General features: G+C 67.6%; 18 protein-coding genes. 10 read left to right on the forward strand and 8 right to left on the reverse strand.

The genetic code is table 11. The annotated features are described in order from the left end of the window. Nucleotides 1-33: 33 nt before the first annotated feature. Nucleotides 34-1,368: an amidase gene (locus L1965_RS10990; RefSeq protein WP_235756489.1), complete on the reverse strand. Its 1,335-nt coding sequence runs from the start codon at nucleotides 1,366-1,368 to the stop codon at nucleotides 34-36. A 2-nt stretch (nucleotides 1,369-1,370) separates the two neighbouring features. Further along, nucleotides 1,371-1,547, reverse strand: a complete 177-nt coding sequence (locus L1965_RS10995) for a DUF1674 domain-containing protein (RefSeq protein WP_235756490.1) — start codon at nucleotides 1,545-1,547, stop codon at nucleotides 1,371-1,373. Between the two features lie 71 nt (nucleotides 1,548-1,618). Between L1965_RS10995 and L1965_RS11000 the strand changes: the two genes are divergently transcribed. The 6 genes from L1965_RS11000 (at nucleotide 1,619) to L1965_RS11025 (ending at nucleotide 8,927) form a co-directional block, all read left to right on the forward strand. After that, a complete protein-coding gene (locus L1965_RS11000) occupies nucleotides 1,619-2,878 on the forward strand; it encodes an RsmB/NOP family class I SAM-dependent RNA methyltransferase (RefSeq protein WP_235756491.1) in 1,260 nt (419 codons plus the stop codon). Between the two features lie 194 nt (nucleotides 2,879-3,072). Continuing rightward, nucleotides 3,073-4,662: a bifunctional phosphoribosylaminoimidazolecarboxamide formyltransferase/IMP cyclohydrolase gene (purH, locus tag L1965_RS11005; RefSeq protein WP_235756492.1), complete on the forward strand. Its 1,590-nt coding sequence runs from the start codon at nucleotides 3,073-3,075 to the stop codon at nucleotides 4,660-4,662. A 110-nt stretch (nucleotides 4,663-4,772) separates the two neighbouring features. Then, complete coding sequence (lspA, locus tag L1965_RS11010) at nucleotides 4,773-5,348, forward strand: signal peptidase II (protein ID WP_235756493.1); 576 nt, start codon at nucleotides 4,773-4,775, stop codon at nucleotides 5,346-5,348. Between the two features lie 29 nt (nucleotides 5,349-5,377). Next, entirely contained in the window at nucleotides 5,378-5,896 is a 519-nt protein-coding gene (locus L1965_RS11015) for a DUF3035 domain-containing protein (protein WP_235756494.1), read from the forward strand. A gap of 227 nt (nucleotides 5,897-6,123) precedes the next feature. Then, nucleotides 6,124-7,593, forward strand: a complete 1,470-nt coding sequence (locus L1965_RS11020; RefSeq protein ID WP_235756495.1) for a M16 family metallopeptidase — start codon at nucleotides 6,124-6,126, stop codon at nucleotides 7,591-7,593. Continuing rightward, complete coding sequence (locus L1965_RS11025; RefSeq protein WP_235756496.1) at nucleotides 7,590-8,927, forward strand: M16 family metallopeptidase; 1,338 nt, start codon at nucleotides 7,590-7,592, stop codon at nucleotides 8,925-8,927. The genes L1965_RS11020 and L1965_RS11025 overlap by 4 nt, the downstream gene beginning before the upstream one ends. Nucleotides 8,928-9,005: 78 nt before the next feature. On the opposite strand, the gene L1965_RS11030 is transcribed toward L1965_RS11025, so the two are convergent. Continuing rightward, on the reverse strand, nucleotides 9,006-9,182 hold the full coding sequence (locus L1965_RS11030; RefSeq protein WP_235756497.1) for a hypothetical protein: 177 nt from the start codon (nucleotides 9,180-9,182) through the stop codon (nucleotides 9,006-9,008). Between the two features lie 150 nt (nucleotides 9,183-9,332). On the opposite strand from L1965_RS11030, the gene mutL reads away from it, so the two are divergent. After that, complete coding sequence (mutL, locus tag L1965_RS11035) at nucleotides 9,333-11,135, forward strand: DNA mismatch repair endonuclease MutL (RefSeq protein WP_235756498.1); 1,803 nt, start codon at nucleotides 9,333-9,335, stop codon at nucleotides 11,133-11,135. A gap of 47 nt (nucleotides 11,136-11,182) precedes the next feature. After that, on the forward strand, nucleotides 11,183-11,554 hold the full coding sequence (locus tag L1965_RS11040; RefSeq protein ID WP_235756499.1) for a DUF3775 domain-containing protein: 372 nt from the start codon (nucleotides 11,183-11,185) through the stop codon (nucleotides 11,552-11,554). Nucleotides 11,555-11,648: 94 nt separating this feature from the next. Here the strand turns inward: L1965_RS11040 and L1965_RS11045 are convergent, their stop codons facing one another. From L1965_RS11045 to L1965_RS11055, 3 genes are all read right to left on the reverse strand, one after another. Continuing rightward, nucleotides 11,649-12,821 carry a PQQ-dependent sugar dehydrogenase gene (locus L1965_RS11045; RefSeq protein ID WP_235756500.1) on the reverse strand — a complete coding sequence of 391 codons (1,173 nt, stop codon included), beginning with the start codon at nucleotides 12,819-12,821 and terminating at the stop codon, nucleotides 11,649-11,651. Nucleotides 12,822-12,921: 100 nt separating this feature from the next. Next, entirely contained in the window at nucleotides 12,922-14,061 is a 1,140-nt protein-coding gene (locus L1965_RS11050; protein ID WP_235756501.1) for a saccharopine dehydrogenase family protein, read from the reverse strand. 1 nt (nucleotide 14,062) lies between these two features. After that, a complete protein-coding gene (locus L1965_RS11055) occupies nucleotides 14,063-15,118 on the reverse strand; it encodes a saccharopine dehydrogenase (RefSeq protein WP_235756502.1) in 1,056 nt (351 codons plus the stop codon). Between the two features lie 125 nt (nucleotides 15,119-15,243). Here L1965_RS11055 and L1965_RS11060 point away from each other — a divergent pair, with 125 nt between their 5' ends. Next, a complete protein-coding gene (locus L1965_RS11060; RefSeq protein WP_235756503.1) occupies nucleotides 15,244-16,017 on the forward strand; it encodes an MBL fold metallo-hydrolase in 774 nt (257 codons plus the stop codon). On the opposite strand, the gene L1965_RS11065 is transcribed toward L1965_RS11060, so the two are convergent. Both L1965_RS11065 and L1965_RS11070 read right to left on the reverse strand, forming a co-directional pair. Next, nucleotides 16,014-16,661, reverse strand: a complete 648-nt coding sequence (locus L1965_RS11065) for a pseudouridine synthase (protein ID WP_235756504.1) — start codon at nucleotides 16,659-16,661, stop codon at nucleotides 16,014-16,016. The genes L1965_RS11060 and L1965_RS11065 overlap by 4 nt on opposite strands. Further along, nucleotides 16,658-17,284 (reverse strand): LysE family translocator, encoded by a 627-nt coding sequence (locus L1965_RS11070; RefSeq protein ID WP_235756505.1) that lies wholly within the window; start codon nucleotides 17,282-17,284, stop codon nucleotides 16,658-16,660. Before L1965_RS11070 ends, L1965_RS11065 begins: the two co-directional genes overlap by 4 nt. A 301-nt stretch (nucleotides 17,285-17,585) precedes the next feature. Between L1965_RS11070 and L1965_RS11075 the strand changes: the two genes are divergently transcribed. Beyond that, nucleotides 17,586-18,911 (forward strand): ATP-binding protein, encoded by a 1,326-nt coding sequence (locus tag L1965_RS11075; protein ID WP_235756506.1) that lies wholly within the window; start codon nucleotides 17,586-17,588, stop codon nucleotides 18,909-18,911.

An 18,911-nucleotide genomic window follows, 5' to 3' on the forward strand; every position in this document is an offset into this window, starting at 1 on the left:
CGGGTCGGGGCGCAGCGGTGATGCAGCGCGGGCTCAGTGGGCGTCCAACACCGCCTCGGCCCCCGCCGCCACGCGCAGCAGATGCCGGTCGCGACCGGCATGCCCCATCAGCATGATCCCGCAACCGGGATACCCGGTGGGCAGCGACACGGCAGGCAGGCCCAGAAGATTGGCAATCCGCGTATTGCGCAGCGTCAGCAGGTTGGCATGCACGTAATAGTCGTCGTCCTCCATCAGCCGCGTGGCGTCAGGCGGCAGGATCGGAACGGTCGGCAGCAGCACCGCGTCATGCACCGAGGCGACCTCCTTGATCCATTTGCGGCGGATGCGGATCAGTTGCTCCCATGCCGCGACATAGTCGGGGGCACTGACCCCAGAGCCGCCACGGAATCGTTCAAGGATCGGACTCCACATCAGTTCCGGCGCGTCCTCGATCTGCGCGCGCCAGATGCCATAGGCCTCGGACGCGAACAGCTGCGGCGACAGGTCCATGGCCTTGTCCAGCCACTCGGTCGCGACATGGGTGACCTTCGCGCCGGCACGGGCCAGCCGGTCGACGGCGTCCTGAAAGGCGGTCACCGGGCCTTCGCCGGCATCCTCGAAGGGCAGTCCGTCCAGCACCATGAGCCGCAGCCCACCGACACCGGAATCGTTCAGATCGACCGGCTTTTCGCCGGTCATGACCGCCAGCAACTCGGCGCAATCCTCGACATTGCGGGCAATCGGGCCGACCACGTCGAACTTGCGACACAAGGGAACGACACCCTTCTCCGGGACCGAATCGTGGGTCGGCTTGAAGCCGACCAGCCCGTTCCACGCCGCCGGCACCCGGATCGAGCCGCCGGTATCCGACCCGATCGCCGCCGCCGCCAGACCCAGCGCGACCGACACCGCCGCACCCGACGACGATCCGCCCGGGGCAAGCGCCGGGTCCAGCGCATTGGGCGGGGTTGCGGTCATCGGATTCAGGCCCAGCCCCGAGAAGGCCAGCTCGCTCATCTGGGTCTTGCCAAGGCAGACCAGGCCGCCGCGCGCGGCCCGAGCCAGAACCGTGGCATCCTTGCGCGGCACCCGCGCCTCGAGCAGTTTCGATCCCGCCTCGGTCACCGTGCCGCCGCTGTCGATGTTGTCCTTCCAGCTGATCGCCACGCCGTCGAGAATCCCGTGCCGCAATTCGGCCTTGGCGCGATCATGGGCCGCGATCGCCTCGGACCGGGCGCGAGAGAAGGTCAGACGGGCATAGATGCGCTTGCCGTCGGGATGGCTTCTTGCGGCCTCGAGATAGGCTTCGGTCTGGTCGATCGGGTCCAGAAGCCCCGCCATGATGGCACGGCCTTGCTGGACCGCCGAGGCGCGCAGCCAGTCCATGCTTAAAAATCCACCGCGATGCCGTTCTTTTCATAATCACCGAAACGCACCGGTTCGGGGCCGTCGCGACCGCCATATTCGGTCGGCATCGGTTTCTGGCCTGCGGCAAGCCTTCGGCGTTGATCGGCCTCGGCAAGGGCACGTTGGGCGGCGGGGGGCAGGTCGGCGCGATCGGTCATGGCAACATCCCTCGATTGGGCGTAAGTCTTCATGTCAGTCTTTCAACAACATCTAGGTGAAGGAAAGCGATTTGGCAAAGCCGGGAGCCGATCAGGCCCGCAAAGGCGCGCTGCGCCTGCTGCAGGGCGTGCGCGAGGGTCTTTCGCTGTCCGATCAGGCCGCTGCGCTGAAGGCGCTGCCAACCGCCGATCAGGCCCGCGCCGCGCGGCTGGCGGCCGAGACGCTGCGCCAGCAGGGCCGCGCCGATGCCGTCCTGGCCGGCTACATGGCGCGCAAGCCCTCCCCTCAGGTGGCCGATGTGCTGCGCCTGGCGACGGTCGAATTGCTGGAACTGGGCGGCGCGGCGCATGGCGTGGTCGATGCCGCCGTGTCGCTGACGCGCGGGCTGGGCAAGCGCGGACAGGCGGCGGCGGGCATGGTCAACGCGGTGCTGCGCAAGGTCGCGCGGCACGAGAACTGGGACAAGCTGCCACCGCAAGCCATGCCCGACTGGTTGCGCGAGCCCGTCCTGTCCGCATGGGGCGCGCCGGTCGCGCTGGCCATCGAGCGCGCCCATCAGGCGGGCGCGGCCCTTGACCTGACGCCGAAGGTCGCGGGCAATCCGGTCGAGGGTGCCGAAATGCTGCCGACCGGGTCGTTGAGGCTGCGCGGGCCGGTGCAGGTTTCAGCCCTGCCGGGCTTTGCGACCGGCGCATGGTGGGTGCAGGACGCCGCCGCGGCCCTGCCCGCTAGGATCCTGGACCCCCGGCCGGATGAGCGGATCGCAGATCTTTGCGCCGCTCCCGGCGGCAAGACGTTGCAGCTGGCGGCCGCCGGGGCCCGGGTGACCGCCGTCGACATCAGCGCGGGGCGCATGAGGCGCGTGGCCGAAAACCTGGCGCGCTGCGGGCTGGAGGCCGGCTTGGTGACCGCCGACGCGCTGGAATGGCGACCGGACACTCGGCTGGATGCGGTGCTGCTGGACGCGCCGTGTTCGGCCACCGGCACGATCCGCCGCCATCCGGAGCTGCCGTTCCTTCGCGATGGGTCAGCAATCCCCGATCTGGTCGACCTTCAGGCGCGTCTGATCGACCACGCGTTGTCGCTGATCGGGCCCGGTGGGCGGCTGGTCTACGCGGTGTGCTCGCTTCTGACCGACGAGGGCGAGGCCCAGATCGCCGCAGCGTTGTCCCGCCATCCGGGATTGACCGTCGAGACGCCGGATCTGCCGTGCATCGATCCCGACTGGATCACGCCGGAAGGCGGATTGCGGCTGCGCCCCGACCATTGGCCGGAACTGGGCGGGATGGACGGGTTCTTCGTGGCCCGGTTGCGACTTGCCGCCGCCTGAACGAGCCCGCGGCAAGCCGGGGTCCCTTGCGTCCCGCGATGGCCGGGGGCTGTCCGCCCCCCGGACCCCCCGAGGCTATTTCCGGACCGATGCAGAGGCGGAGGCGTTTCCGCCGGAATTTCGGTACGCGCCGCGCTGGACCTTGAGGCCGCACGGGTTTAGGTGGACCGCACATCCAGATGCGAGGATCGTCCATGTCCCATCCCGTTGCCCTGAAACGCGCGCTGATCTCGGTTTCCGACAAGGCCGGAATGATCGACTTTGCACGAAACCTGGCGGCTCGGGGGGTCGAGCTGCTGTCCACCGGAGGCAGCGCGAAAGCGATGCGCGAGGCAGGATTGACGGTGGTGGACGTCGCCGATGTCACCGGCTTCCCCGAGATGATGGACGGACGCGTGAAGACGCTGCATCCGGCCGTGCATGGCGGCCTGCTGGCACTGCGGGATAACGAGGAACACCTGGCCGCGATGACGGCCCACGGCATCGAACCGATCGACCTTCTGGTGGTGAACCTGTATCCGTTCGAGGACACCGTGGCGGCGGGCGCGGCTCATGATGACTGCATCGAGAATATCGACATCGGCGGACCGGCCATGATCCGCGCCGCAGCAAAGAACCACGGCTTTGTCACGGTGATCGTGGACGTCCAGGATTATGACGCCCTGCTGGCCGAGCTGGACGCCAATGACGACCGCACGACGCTTGAGTTCCGCCGCCGTCAGGCGCAGATCGCCTATGCCCGCACGGCCGCCTACGACGCCGCCGTGTCGAACTGGATGGCGCAGGCCATCGCAGAGGACACGCCGCGACGCCGCGCCTTTGCCGGCACGCTGGCGCAGGGCCTGCGATATGGCGAGAACCCGCATCAGAAGGCTGCCTTCTATGTGACCGGAGAGCGGCGGCCTGGCGTGGCGACCGCGACCCAGTGGCAGGGCAAGGAACTGTCCTACAACAACATCAACGACACCGACGCGGCCTTCGAACTGGTCGCCGAGTTCGACCCGGCCAACGGCCCTGCCTGCGCCATCATCAAGCATGCCAATCCCTGCGGCGTCGCCCGCGGCAAGACCGCCATGGACGCCTACCGACGCGCCTATGATTGTGACCGGACATCGGCTTTCGGGGGTATCGTGGCCCTGAACAGCCCGCTGGACGGCCCGACCGCCGAAGAGATCGTGAAGATCTTCACCGAGGTCGTGATCGCCCCGGACGCCGACGAGGACGCCCGGCGCGTCTTTGCCGGCAAGAAGAACCTGCGTCTGCTGACCACCAAAGGGCTGCCCGATCCGCAGGCGGCGGGCCTGACCTTCCGGCAGGTGGCGGGCGGCTTTCTGGCGCAAGGGCGCGACAATGGCCATGTCGGCCGTGACGCGCTGCAGGTGGTGTCCAGGCGTCGCCCCTCCGAGGCCGAACTGGACGACATGCTGTTTGCATGGACCGTCGCCAAGCATGTCAAGTCGAACGCCATCGTCTATGCAAGGGATCTGGCCACGGTCGGGATCGGCGCGGGCCAGATGAGCCGTGTCGATTCGACCCGGATCGGGCGGCGCAAGTCCGAGGACATGGCCGAGGCGCTGAATCTGCCTCTGCCGCTGACGATCGGCGCGGCGGTTGCGTCGGATGCGTTCTTCCCGTTCGCCGACGGCATCGAGGCGCTGGCCGAGGCCGGCGCCAAGGCCGTCATCCAGCCGGGCGGTTCGATGCGCGACGACGAGGTGATCGCGGCCGCCGATCGGCTGGGTCTGGCCATGGTGTTTACCGGGCAGCGGCACTTCCGGCACTGACGATGCAACAAGAGCTTGACCTCAACGCCGCAAAGCGCGCCTCGGACACCCCGCAAAAGCCGAAGCGACTGCGAGCACCGCGCAAGCCAAGGCCGCCGCAGCGCCCGAACATGAGGCTGGTAGCCTGGGTGGCGGCCGCCATCATCCTGGCGGATCAGGCCCTGAAATACTGGGTCGTCCATGTGATGCGACTGGACCGCCTGCGCGAGATCGACGTCCTGCCGCCGTGGCTGAACCTGCGTATGGCCTGGAACCAGGGGGTGAATTTCGGGCTGATGTCGTCGGACCAGGACATCACCCGGTGGATCCTGATCTGCGTGGCGGTGGCGATCTGCCTGTGGGTCTGGATCTGGATGTGGCGCAGCGACGCGGGTCGCATCGCGCGCATCGCCGGCGGATTGCTGATCGGCGGCGCGATCGGGAATGTCATCGACCGCCTGGCCTATGGCGCGGTGGCGGATTTCCTGAACATGTCGCTTCCCGGCTGGCAGAATCCCTACAGTTTCAATGTCGCCGACATCGCGATCTTCGCGGGCGCGATCGGACTTGTCCTGATGCCGCAAGGCAAGCCACGCCCCGCAAGTCCCGCGCGCAAGCCGAAGGCGGGCACGGCGCGCAAGACCGCCGGGCGGTCCGCCGCGCCCGACAAGGACAACCCCCGTGACGGGGCCGAAAATTCACGCTAGAACGGGCGCGAACGAAAAAGGGGCAGGCAATGCGGGCAATTGCGCTGGTGATCGGAGTCGCTGTGGCTGGGCTGTCGGCCTGCGGTGGCGATCCGCGGCTGATGAACATCGAATCCGGCCAGAACAGTCCCGACGAATTCGCGATTCTGCCGACCAAGCCGCTATCCATGCCGCCCGACCTGGCGGTGCTGCCGACGCCGACGCCGGGTGGGTCGAACATCACCGACCCGACGCCGCGCGCGGACGCGGTCGCGGCGCTTGGCGGCAATCCGGCCCGGCTGGCGGATCAGGGCATCGCGGCGTCGGATCAGGCGCTGGTCGCCCATGCCTCGCGCCGCGGCGCCGACCCCGATATTCGCGCCACGCTGGCCGCCGCCGATCTGCGCTGGCGTTCGCGCAATGCGCGACGCCCGCTTGAGGCGCTGTTCGGCACCTCGGTCTATCTGCGCGCCTACCGGCAGATGACGCTGGACCCCGCCGCCGAGCAACTGCGCTGGCAGCGTGCCGGCGCCCGCACATCGACCTCGCCGGTGTCCACGGCCGAGTGATCGCGGATCCGCGGGCCTTGGCACCGCCACGGTGACGCCGCACGGAAAGCCGGTTTCATGGGCTTGTCCGCCGGCATCGCGCGCCCGTTCGGCCCCCCGACATGCCGCTGGCGGGCCGAACGCCCGCCTTGCCGGTCCTGCGGGCTCACACAATGCCGCGAGTCAGGCTTGCGCCCGCCGCCCCGGCAGGCCAGATTTCAGCCCGAGAAAGACGAGGTTGAGCCCGCATGCATCGCCCCACCCGATCCGCCGTCCTGCCCGCCGTCCTGCCAGCAGCGCTGGCGCTGTGCCTTTCCGGCCTGCCGGCGCTGGCCGAGATGCCCGAGGGCATCAGCCATTTCACCCTGCCCAACGGTCTGGAAACCGTGGTGATCCAGGATCACCGCGCACCGGTCATCGTGCAGATGGTGTGGTACAAGATCGGTGCCGCGGATGAGCGACCGGGAAAATCCGGAATCGCCCATTATCTTGAGCATCTGATGTTCAAGGGCACCGACAAGCTGGAACCGGGCGAGCTTTCCAAGACCGTCACGGCCAATGGCGGAATGGACAACGCCTTCACGTCTTACGATTACACGGCCTATTTCCAGCGCATCGCCTCGGACCGGCTGCCGCTGATCATGGAAATGGAAGCCGATCGGATGGCCAATCTCAAGATCGGCGAGGATGACTGGCAGGCCGAGCGGCAGGTCGTGCTTGAAGAGCGCGCGCAACGCGTCGACAGCGAACCGCGCGCGCTTTTCGCCGAAGAGCGCGGCGCGGTCCAGTTCTACAACCATCCCTACGGCCGCCCGGTCATAGGCTGGCGACAGGAGATGGAGGGGCTGACCCGCGCGGACGCGATCGAATGGTATGACGACCATTATTCCCCGAACGAGGCAGTGCTGATCCTGGCCGGCGACGTGACGCCCGAAAAGGCGCGCGAACTGGCCGAGCAGTATTACGGTCCGGTCGCGGCGAAGGGCGAGGCCGAACCCCGCATCCGCCCACAAGAGCCGACCCAGCGCTCGCCCCGCCGGATGGAGATGCGCGATCCGCGTGTCGCCCAGCCCATGCTGATCCGCAGCATGCTGGCAACGGAACGCAATGCCGGCGATCAGAAGCCCGCGGCCGCGCTGACGGTTCTGGCTGAATTGCTGGGCGGCTCGATGCAGACTTCTGTTCTGGGTCGCGAACTGGCGCTGACCGGCAAGGCAATCTGGGTCAACGCCGGCTATGACGGGCTGTCGGTCGATCCCACGACGTTCTCGGTGTCGATGGTGCCGGCGCAGAACCTTGCCCCACAAGACGCCGAGGCGCTGCTGGACAAGGCACTGGCCAGTTTCGTCGAAACCGGCCCCGACGAGGCCGATCTGGAGCGGGTCAAGACACGCATCCGCGCCGCCCGGATCTATGCGCGCGACTCGGCACATGGCCGCGCCTATGATTACGGGCAGGGACTGGCGACCGGGTTGTTGATCGAGGATGTGAATGACTGGCCAGACATTCTGGCCCAGGTGACGGCCGAAGAGGTCACTGATGCCGCCCGCACGCTGCTGTCCAGCAAGGCGACCGTGACCGGCTGGCTGCTGCCCGCCGAACCCGAACAGCAGGCCGAGGCCGAGACTCCGGCCAGCTCGGGCGGCGCCGCGGCGCAGGGCCGCCCGCCGTTGCGCCCCACGCCCAGGGACATTCCGGCCGAGGAGGTGCAAGGATGATCCGTGCCGTCATCGCCTTTTGCCTGACAGTCATCGCGGTTCCGGCGCAGGCGATCCAGATCCAGCAGGTCGTCTCGCCGGGCGGCATCGAGGCGTGGCTGGTCGAGGATCATTCGATCCCGTTCACGGCGCTCAGCCTGGACTTCAAGGGCGGTGCCAGCCTTGAGGCGCCGGGCAAGCGCGGCGCCATCAACCTGATGGCCGGCACGCTGGAAGAAGGGGCGGGCAAGCTGGATGCCACGGCCTTCGCTCAGGCCGTCGAGGATCTGGGCGCCAACATCAGTTTCGACATCGGCGACGATTCTCTGTCGGTGAGGATGCGCGCCCTGACCGAGAACCGCGATCAGGCCACCGGCTTGCTGGCACTGGCGCTGACGCAGCCCCGCTTCGACGATTCCGCCATCGAGCGGGTGCGCGCACAGGTTCAGGCCATCATCCGGTCCGAGGCCAACGACCCGCAAGCCATCGCCGCCAAGGAGATGGCCAGCCAGGCTTGGGGCGACCATCCCTACGCAACCTCGGTGAACGGCACCGCCAAATCGGTCGCGGCGCTTGGCCGCGACGATCTGATCGCCGCCAAGAACCGCGTGCTGGCGCGCGACCGCGTGCTGATCGGCGCGGCTGGCGACATCACCGCCGCCGAACTGGGGCCGTTGCTGGACACGCTGCTGGGGGGGCTGCCGGAAAAGGGCACCGCGCCGATGCCCGACCCGGCCACTCTCGAGCTGACCGGCGGCGTGACCGTCATCGACTGGGACAGCCCGCAGACCATCGTCAGCTTTGCCGGACCGGGCCTGCCACTGGACGACCCCCAGTACTTCGCCGCCTTCGTCGCCAATCACATCCTGGGCGGCGGCGGATTCAGTTCGCGGCTGATGGAGGAGCTGCGCGAGAAGCGCGGCCTGACCTACGGCATCGGCACAGGACTGGCGACCGGGCTTTTCGGCCAGACCTGGCGGGGCGGCATGGCCGCATCGAACCAGAATATCGCCCAGTCGCTTGATCTGATCAGGCAGGAATGGGACCGGATGGCATCCGAGGGCGTCAGCGAAGAGGAGCTGAACGATGCCAAGACCTACCTGACGGGCGAATATCCGCTGCGATTCGATGGCAACGGCAAGATCGCGTCGATCCTGTCCGCGATGCAGCTGGCGGGATTTCCGATCGACTACGTGAACACGCGCAACCAGCAGGTCGAATCGGTGACGGCCGAGGATGTCAGGCGCGTCGCACAGCGGCTGCTGGACTCGGATCAGCTGCGCTTCGTGCTGGTCGGTCGGCCCGAAGGCGTGCCGGTCGCCGCGGGAAACCAGGCGCCCGACCTGTCCGATTGACCGGGTGCCGCGACGCAAGGCTCTCGCAGGATCAGGCATCCCGCGGGCGTTCTGCCGTTTTTCGGCTTCAGCGCGGCGTCATTCGATCCGGACTGCCCCGCTGCCCCCCAGCGCCGCGCCGGCGACCGCGCCGATCGGGCCGGCTGCAAGCGCCCCGGCCGCGGCCCCCGTGGTCGCGCGGGTGGCGGTGTCCGGGCCACAGGCGGCCACGGTCAGCGCCGCGCCCCACAGCAAGATCATGCTCACCTTCCTCATCGTCACGTTCCTTCGTCTTGATTGTTTCATGTGCCCGTCAAACCGCAAGCGTGGCAAGTGGTTTCGCGCCTGAATCTCTGGCGCAATGATTTCTTTCCGCCGCCAGCGTCGGATGCTATATCTTGTAAGATGAATACTCAGGCACGCAACATGCGCCCCATCATACGACAGCTGGACGAATCGACCGCAAATCGGATCGCGGCGGGCGAAGTTGTCGAACGTCCGGCCTCGGCCGTGAAGGAACTGGTCGAGAACGCGCTGGACGCGGGCGCCATGCGCATCGACATCGCGATCGAAGAGGGTGGCAAGCGCCTGATTCGCGTGACCGACGACGGCTGCGGCATGACCCCCGACGACCTGCCACTGGCGCTGTGCCGCCACGCCACCAGCAAGATCGACGGCAGCGATCTGCTGGCCATCACCAGCTTTGGCTTCCGTGGCGAGGCGCTGCCGTCGCTGGGGGCCGTGGGTCGGCTGACCATCACCTCGCGCGTGGCGGGTGGAGACGGCGCGGCGATCGGCGTCATTGCCGGAAAGCCTGTCGATACGCGGCCCGCGGCAGCCAATCAAGGCACCGTGGTCGAACTGCGCGATCTGTTCTTCGCCACTCCCGCGCGGCTGAAATTCATGCGCAGCGAACGCGCAGAGACCCAGGCCGTCGCCGATACCGTCAGACGGCTGGCGATGGCTCAGCCTCATGTCGGTTTCTGCCTGACCGCAGACGGCCGCGAGATCTTCCGGGCCGACGCCGAGCAAGGCAGGCTGATCGAGGCGCTGCAGGCCCGCCTCGCCCGCGTCATGGGCCGCGACTTCATCGACAATGCCATCCCGCTGGATGCCGAGCGTGACGGCGTAACCCTGGCGGGCTTTGCCGCCCTGCCCACCTATTCGCGCGGCGCGGCGGTGGCGCAGCATCTTTACGTGAATGGTCGCCCGGTGCGGGACAAGCTGCTCACCGGCGCGCTCAGGGCGGGTTACATGGACGTGCTGGCGCCGGGCCGCCATCCCGCCGCCGTGTTGTATCTGGACTGCGATCCGCAGCAGGTCGATGTGAATGTCCACCCCGCCAAGGCCGAAGTCCGGTTCCGCGACCCGCAGGCGGCACGCGGCCTGATCGTCGGCACATTGCGACGCGCGCTGTCTGGGGCGGGGCATCGGGCGTCCTCGACCGTGGGCGACGCGACGCTTGCCGCCTTCCGGCACGCGCCAACCGAACCGGAAGTCGGGCCGCGCCGCTACCAGATGGACGACCGGCCTTCGGGTTCCGCGCTTCGCGCCGGCTTCGACCTTCAGGGCCCCGCGCCGCAGCCGGGCTTCGCCGAGACTCCGTCCGCGCGCTTCGAACAGGGCGGGGACGACATTCACACGGACGCGCCGCTGGGGGCGGCGCGCGCGCAGATTCACGAGAATTACATCATTGCCCAAACCGCGGACGGGCTGGTGATCGTAGACCAGCACGCCGCGCACGAACGACTGGTCTATGAACGGCTCAAGTCCCAGGCCACGGAAACCGGCATCCCCTCACAGGCGCTGCTCATCCCCGAGATCGTCGAGCTGTGTCCGTCGGATGCCGCGCGCCTGCTGTCGATCACCGACCAGCTTGCCCAGCTTGGGCTGGTGATCGAGCCGTTTGGCGGTGGCGCCGTCATCGTGCGCGAAGTGCCTGCAATGCTGGCGCGCCTGGACGCCCGGGCACTTCTTCGCGACATTCTGGATGATCTCGCGGATCAGGGTGCCTCGGACCGGCTGAAGGCGCGGATCGACGCAGTGCTGTCTTCGATGGCCTGTCACGGATCGGTCCGATCCGGGCGCCGAATGGCCGCCGACGAGATGAACGCCCTCTTGCGCCAGATGGAACAGACCCCGAAATCCGGTCAGTGCAATCACGGCCGGCCGACCTGGGTCAAGCTGCGCCTCGCCGATATCGAACGGCTTTTCGGACGCAAGGATTGACCCGGCGGGCGCAGGGCGCGACAACGGGAAAACCTTCGGAGACCGCCATGCTGCAGATCAGCCCCGACAAGATCGCCCATATCATCATCCGCGCGCGCGAATACGACAGCGGCGTCAACGCGTGGGCCCATCAGGGCGAAAGCCGCCAATATGGAACCCGCACCGAGCTGCATGATTTCATCGAAGGCCTGAACGAGGACGAACAGGCCTGCCTCGTCGCGGTGATGTGGATCGGCCGCGAAAGCTTCGACCCGGACGAACTGGCCGAGGCAATTGCCACCGCCAGGGCCGAACAGACCACACCGACCGAGGATTACCTGATGGGCGAACCGCGCCTGGCCGACCTGCTCGAGGCTGGCATGGATGCGCTGGGGATCTCGCCCGAGGATGCCGAGGACAACCTGCAGCGTCCGGTCTGACGCGCCGCAGGCGCGCGCGGCCCAGCGGCAGCGACCGGAACGGGCCCTGCCCGTTCCGCACCCTTTTCCCGCACCGTGGAACGCTTGACGCCGGCTAGCGCCCCGTGACCCGGAACAGCGTGCCGTTCTGCTCGTCTGTCAGCAGCATGATCGCGCCGTCCTGCGCCACGTCGACATCACGCACCCGCCCGATATTCTGCAGGTGCCGTGCCTCGCCGGTCACCCGGTTCTCCTCCAGCTCCAGCCGCACGAGCGAGCTGGATTGCAGCCCGCCGATCAGCAGGTCGCCCTGCCAGTCCGGGAACATCGCGCCGTCATAGAAGACCATGCCGCCCGGCGCGATCACCGGATCCCAGTAATAGACCGGCTGTTCGGTGCCCTCTTTCTGCGTGAGCCCTTCCAGGATCGGGTTGCCGTCATATTCCTCGCCATAGGTCACGTCGGGCCAGCCGTAGTTCTTGCCGGGTTCGGGGCGGTTCAACTCATCCCCTCCGGCGGGGCCATGCTCGATCGTCCACAGATGACCATCGGGCGACAGCGCGGCGCCCTGCATGTTGCGATGGCCCCATGACCAGATCTCGGGCATGGCACCCTCTATGCCGGCGCCCATCGGCTCGCCCGTCATCGGATCGATCCGAACCACCTTGCCGACCGTGGTGTTCAGCTTTTGCGCCTCGTGGCGGGAATCCAGGCCGCCTCGATCGCCGGTCGTCACGAACAGGCCGCCGTCGTTATCGAAAACCAGCCGCGAGCCGTAATGCGCGGCGGCAGGCCAGGGCGTTTGCTGCCAGATCCGGCGTGCATCCTCAATCCGCGCTCCGTCCCTGGACAGGATGCCGCTGGCGACCGACGTCGAGGTGAAATTCTCGGGAGTTCGCTCGGCATAGGTTACCCAGACGCGCCTTGTCTGCGCGAAATCGTCGGCCACAGCCACATCCAGCAATCCGCCCTGGGACTCCGTGTCCACCTCGGGCAGGCCCGGGATCGGATCGGACAGAGTCCCATCTGGCGACACCATCCGCAGCCGCCCCGGCCGTTCGGTGACAAGCCAGCTGCCATCGGGCAGTTGCGCCATGCCCCAGGGATGTTCCAGCCCCTCGACCACCGCCTCGCGACGCAGGCGCAAGGCGCGCAGCGCAGGGGCGCGGGTCTGGTTCTCGAAGGCCGGGGTCTGGTTCGGCGCGTTGGGCGGCCGGTCGTTGAAGTTCTGGGCAAGCGCACAGCCCGCAAACAGAATTGTCGCGGCAAAGGCCGTCAGATAACGCATGAAAGGGCTCCTCATCGGGATACTCGCTGATCGGTCCAAGCCTAGCACGCGCTTTCCCGACCCGGGATGCGCTGGCGTTCACGTCCGTGTCAGGCCGCGTTCAGCGCAGGTGATCGACCTTGGCCAGATGCTGCGCGATCTGGCCGATTTCAACCAGCCAATCCGCCACCAGTTGCGGGTCGTCGGGTGCGGCATGGACACCGGGCGCGATCCGCCCTTCGGCCACCGCCTGCACAGCCAGCGACACCGGAACGGACACCAGCTGCGCCATGGCACTGCCCTTTTCATTGCCCTGAGCGTCGAGTACCCATTCCTTGTGCCACACGGTTTCGCCGTCACGCTCGGCTTGCAGCGCGACGAAAAGCACCACCCGGTCAGGCTCGTTCGTGGCGTAGGCGTTGTCGCGCCAGAACTGATCGGCCATCTCGCGCAGCCGCTCTTCGCCAACGGGGCCGGACAGCGTCTCGACCTCGGCGAAAACCGGCGCCCAGGCATCTTTCCAGCCTTTCAGGCGCAGGGTGCCGCGCACGAAATCCTGCACATCCCAGTCGGGATCGAACCCGTATTGTGTCATGAACGGCAGCGAATCGCGGTTGGGATAGACCTCGAACCGTTCCGGCACAGGCAGCGGCGCGTCATAAGGCTCGATCGCGTCCCAGGGTCGGGCTACATCGCGAACCTCGCCGCCACGCAGCGACTTCGAGGGCGAGCGCAGCGCCCGCAGCACACCAAGGGGGGACCAGCTGAACTTGTAGCGGAACGGGTTGGGATGTTTCGGCACGCCACCGCAATACGAGCCGAACCGGATCACGTCCCCGGGGCGCGCCGCCTCGTGCTTGTAGTCGGCGACCAGATCATGGGCCATCAGATGATCGATGCCGGGGTCCAGGCCGACCTCGTTCATCAGCACCACACCGGCGTCCCTCGCCGCATCATCCAGCGCCGCCATCTCGGGGGCGATATAGCTGGAGCTGATGAAATGCGCACCGGCCGCGATTGCCAGCCGGGCCAGCGCCACATGCTGGTCGGCGGGCAGCATCGAGACGATGATGTCGCCCGGTCCGACCGCCTTCTCCAGCGCATCGAAGCTGTAGGCGCGGATATCGTTGCTCAGATCGCCCAGCTCGGCACGGGCCTTGGCCTCGGTGCGGTTCCAGACGGTGACCTTCGCATCAGACTGCAGCAGGCGGCGCAGACCCGGAATGGCGCTGAGGCCGGTTCCTATCCAGTGAATTGTCATCTCAGACCTCGTTCATAGTCTTGCGGAACACCGCTGCGGCGCGCTGCCACGGACCTTCGTCGATATGTTCAAGCCGGCGCAGGACCGGCAAGAGCTGCGCGGCGAAGTCATGCGACGATTCATGGGGCAGCATCGACGGCAGGTTGTCGATGGCCATCACGTCCAGCGGCGGATCCTCGGCCACGCGCAGCGCCGGTTCATCCCAGCCTGTCGTGCGGTCATAGACCCTGACCGGGGAAAAATCGCTGGTCGGATCGCAGGCTATATCGCCGATCACGGTCAGCGAGCGGCCGGGACCGACCGCCTCGGCAGGAACGAAGACCGGAACACCGGGCTGCGCGAGGATCGCGTTGACGAATATTTCATGGGCAAGCACCTCGGGGAAGGGCGCGCCACGGGCGGTTTCCTCGATATCCCAGCCGGTCACCGGGACGCCCATCTCGGTCAGCAGATCGACGGCGCCGGTGCCGACCCGGCCCCTGGCGCCGATCACGATGGCACGGGGCCTGGCCCGGTTGGTCGCGTCCATCCGGGCGCGCAGATCGTCGGTCAGCAGATCCTTGTCCGCATACGCATGGACCGGACCGCAGATCGCGCCATGCTGTTGCGCGACCCAGCATCGCAAAGCTACCGCCGCCCCCGCATACCCCGCCCAATAGCCAAAGGCCGCCAGCCGGCGGCCATCATCGTCCACCAGATATTCCAGATCATACAACATGCCACCGCCCGCCTTGAACCGCTGCAGCAATACCTGCCCCGCGGGCTGGCCCTTGAAGGCATGGCCGAACATGATGTGGCGGTGGTTCAGGGCGCTGCCATCATCGGGCAGTTCCTTGAGGCCGAAGATGATCGCGTCGTCGGGCGCGTCGGGCCAGCCGCCCGCTGGCGCGATCCTGGCGCCGGCGGCGGCATAGGCGTCGGTCGCGATCACCCGGCGCGGGCTGTCCTCGACCGTGACGGTCATGCCGTCGCCGACCAGCGCGGCCACGCCGTCCGGGGTGATGCCCACCCGATCCTCGTTCGCGCGGCTTTCTGCCCGCACCCACAGATGTGTCATCCGCACCTCCGCTGCCCCGACCGCCATGTTCTAGGCCAGCAGCGCCACGGCGGCAACCTGAGGGGAACCAACGACCCGGTCGCGTGTTATGCCCGCAAGCACAGATGCAAGCAGAAGGATTTCCCATGCAGATCACCCGCCGTGCCGGACTGTCCCTCGCCGCCGCCGCTTTCGGTATCGCCGCCCTGCCGCGCCTTGTCGCGGCCCAGGACGTTGGACAAGGCTTCCGCTACCCGGTCGAGGACGGTGACGTCGTGTTCCATCCGGTCGATCACGCCTCGATGGTCATCGAGACCCCGGGCGGAGTGATCTATGTCGATCCGGTGGGCGGGGCAAAAGCCTATGCCAACCTTCCGGAGCCGGCGCTGATCCTGATCACCCACGAGCATGGCGATCATTTCGATCTGCCCACCCTCGAGGCGTTGCCCTCTGTCCGGCTGATCACCAATCCGGCGGTTCATGACAAGCTGCCCGCCGCGATGAAAGAGCGCGCCAGCGCGATGGCGAATGGTGACATCTCCGAGGCGATCGGCATCCAGATCGAGGCGATTCCGGCCCATAACACGACCGAGGACCGGATGCAGTACCACCCGGTCGGACGCGACAACGGCTATGTCCTGAATGTCGGAGGCAAGCGCTTCTACATCGCCGGCGATACCGAGCCGACGCCGGAAATGCGGGCGCTGACCGATATCGACGTCGCCTTCCTGCCGATGAACCTGCCCTACACGATGACCGTCCAGCAGGCGGCCGAGGCCGTCGCGGCCTTTGCGCCCGCCGTGGTGTTCCCCTATCACCACCGCGGAAGCGACATCCAGGAATTCGCGCAGCTGGTGCTTGATGGCGGATCTGGCGCCGAGGTGGTGATCGCCGACTGGTATCCCGACGACGCGGCCTAGAAGGGCACGGGTGCGTTGTAGCCAAGTTGCACCCCGCTTTCGGGGTGCTTCACGCGCAGGCTTTCGGCGTGCAGCATCAGGCGCGGGTGGTCTGCGGCCCAGCCGGTCGCATAAAGCGGATCTCCAAGGATCGGATGTCCGATCTGCGCCATGTGGACGCGCAACTGGTGGCTGCGGCCGGTCATCGGAAAAAGCCTGACGCGGGTTTCGTCATCCCCGGCGCGCATCACTCGCCAGTCGGTCCGGGCGGGCCGGCCCTGATCGTGATCGACCTTCTGGCGCGGGCGGTTCGGCCAGTCCACGATCAGCGGCAGATCGACGCGGCCGGTCTTCGGCTGCAGCCGTCCGGCAACGCGGGCGACATAGGCCTTCTTGGTCCGCCGTTCCTCGAACTGCCGCGACAGATGGCGCTGCGCGTGCGGCGTCAGGGCAAAGATCATCACGCCCGAGGTATCCAGATCCAGCCGGTGGACCAGCAGCACGGTCGGAAACGCGCCCCGCAGCCTTCCGATCAGGCAGTCGGCCTTGTCGGGACCGCGTCCCGGCACCGACAACAGCCCCGAGGGCTTGTCGACCACAAGGATTTCGTGGTCGGCATGGATGATCCGTGGCGCATCCGGCGGCGGGGCGTAGACGAAGCTCATTTCATGACAAGGCGGATGGCAAGGCCGGCGAACATCAGCGCGGCGATCTTGTTGACGATGCCCAGATTGCGGCCGATCACATGCCCCGCCAGCCCCCCGACCACACCGTAGCCGACCGTGACCAATGTGCCCGTGAACGCGAAGATCAGGCCCAGCCCCAGGATCTGCTGCCAGATCGGTCCCCAGGCCGGGCTGGTGAACTGCGGCAGGAAAGCCAGCAGGAACAGCACCGGTTTGGGGTTCAGCGCGTTCGACATGAAACCGCGCCGGATGATGTTCCACGGCCGCACGCTGCCACGCGCCGAGGGATCGACCGGCCCTGCCATCCAGCTTTTCCATGCAAGCCACAGAAGATAGGCCGCGCCGGCGTATTTGATCGCCCGCAGCGCCTCGGGATGGGCGGCCACGACCGCTCCCAGTCCCACGGTGGCCATCGCCAGATGCATCAGCACCCCAAGCCCCACGCCGATCCCGGCCAGCACGCCCGCTCGCGGCCCGCCCTGGATGCCGCAGGCGCTTGCGAAGAACACGTCCTGGCCGGGCGCGAAGTTCAGCACCAGCCCGCCGAGGACAAAGGCCATCAGTTGAGCGGCCGGGATATTGGCCAGCGTGTCCCAGATCATCTCGGCCGTCCCCCGACTCCGTGCGACATGTTCATCTCTGATCCCGCCGCGACAGTCCATCGGTGATCCGGCAATAATCGCCCTTGTCGTTGACGACGACATGCCCCGCGAGGCGCAGTCCGGTCGGATGGCCCACCGCATCCGCAGACGCCGGGCGCAACGAAATCACCCGACAGCCATGACCACCCCGACACGCGCCGATCGTCGGCCGGGCCGGAATATTCGCGGCAGGCACGGCAGGGCGCGGCGCCATCGCCGCCAGAGATGGACGGCGCACGCGCGATCGGCCAAGCTGCGGCGCATGTTGACCCGGCTGCCCCTGACCACGCGCATCCTGCTGGTGATCCTGACCGTGCAGGCGCTGCTGTTTGCCGCTCTGGCAGCGGCCAGCATCGACAATCTGCGCCGCGAGATCGCCACCGAGACCCGGCTTGCGGCACAGACGGCACGGTCGCTGGTGGTGGCCACGATCGGCACGATGCAGGGTGCCGTTCCCCCGGACCGGCTGCTGTCCCGGCTGACAGATCAGCTGGTGCCGCCGCGCCACACCCGGATCCTCATACTGGACCCGCGAGACGGCATGGTCCGCGAACCTGCGGTGCCGACCGAATCCCATGCCGGGGCTCCGGGCTGGTTCGCCGCACTGGTCACGCCCGAGCCACTGGAAACCCGGCTGCCGGTGGTGCTGGAGGGCCGCCTGAGGGGCTTTGTCTACATCGCCAGCGATCCGGCCGCCGAGATCGCCGCCGCGTGGCGCGAAATCCGCACGACCCTGAGCCTGGCCGGGTTGGCCGCGCTGGCCCAATCATTGCTGATCCTGATCGCCACCCGCCGGGCGCTGCGGCCGCTGGACATGATCGCGGGGCGGCTGGCCGATCTGACCCGTGGCGACCTGACAACACGTGTCGGCCGGATGCATCAGCCAGACCTGGTGCCGCTTGCCGCCGGGGTCGACCGGCTGGCCGGTGCCTTGCAGCAGGCGCAGTTCGACCGCGCGCGTCTGCAACGTCAGGTCGTCAGCCGGGGCGACGAGGAACGCAAGTCCATCGCCCGCGACCTGCATGACGAAATGGGTCCCTGCCTGTTCGGCCTGCGGGTCGAGGCCGATGCGCTGCGTGCTGCCGCAGCCGGGCCAGACATCGCCGCCCAGGCCGAGGCCATCGCGGCCATCGCCGAAGAGATCGCGCGCGTGAACCGCGCCCTTCTTGACGATCTGCGCCCCGCCGCGGTCGGGCAACTGCCGCTGGTAACGGTGCTGTCGGACTATACAGCCGACCTCGCGCGCCGCTTTCCCGCCATCACACTGGATCTGGACATTGCCTCGGGCCTTCCCGAACCGGACGAGGCCACCGCCCTGACGCTGTTCCGCATCGTTCAGGAGGGCACCACGAACGCGCTGCGCCATTCGGGCGCAGGTCGGGTGCGAATCCGGCTCTGGACCGATCCGGCGCATTGGCGCATGATCCTGTCCGATGACGGGAAGGGCTTCGCCGAAGGCCACCGCGAAGGCACCGGGCTGACCGGCATGCGCGAGCGGATCACCCTGCTTGGCGGCAGTCTGCATCTGTCATCGGATGAGAGCGGAACCACCATCGAGGCAAGCCTGCCACGCACGCAGGGCGGATGA

It is taken from the genome of Paracoccus salsus (genome assembly GCF_021556615.1).
Taxonomy (GTDB): Bacteria; Pseudomonadota; Alphaproteobacteria; order Rhodobacterales; family Rhodobacteraceae; genus Paracoccus; species Paracoccus salsus.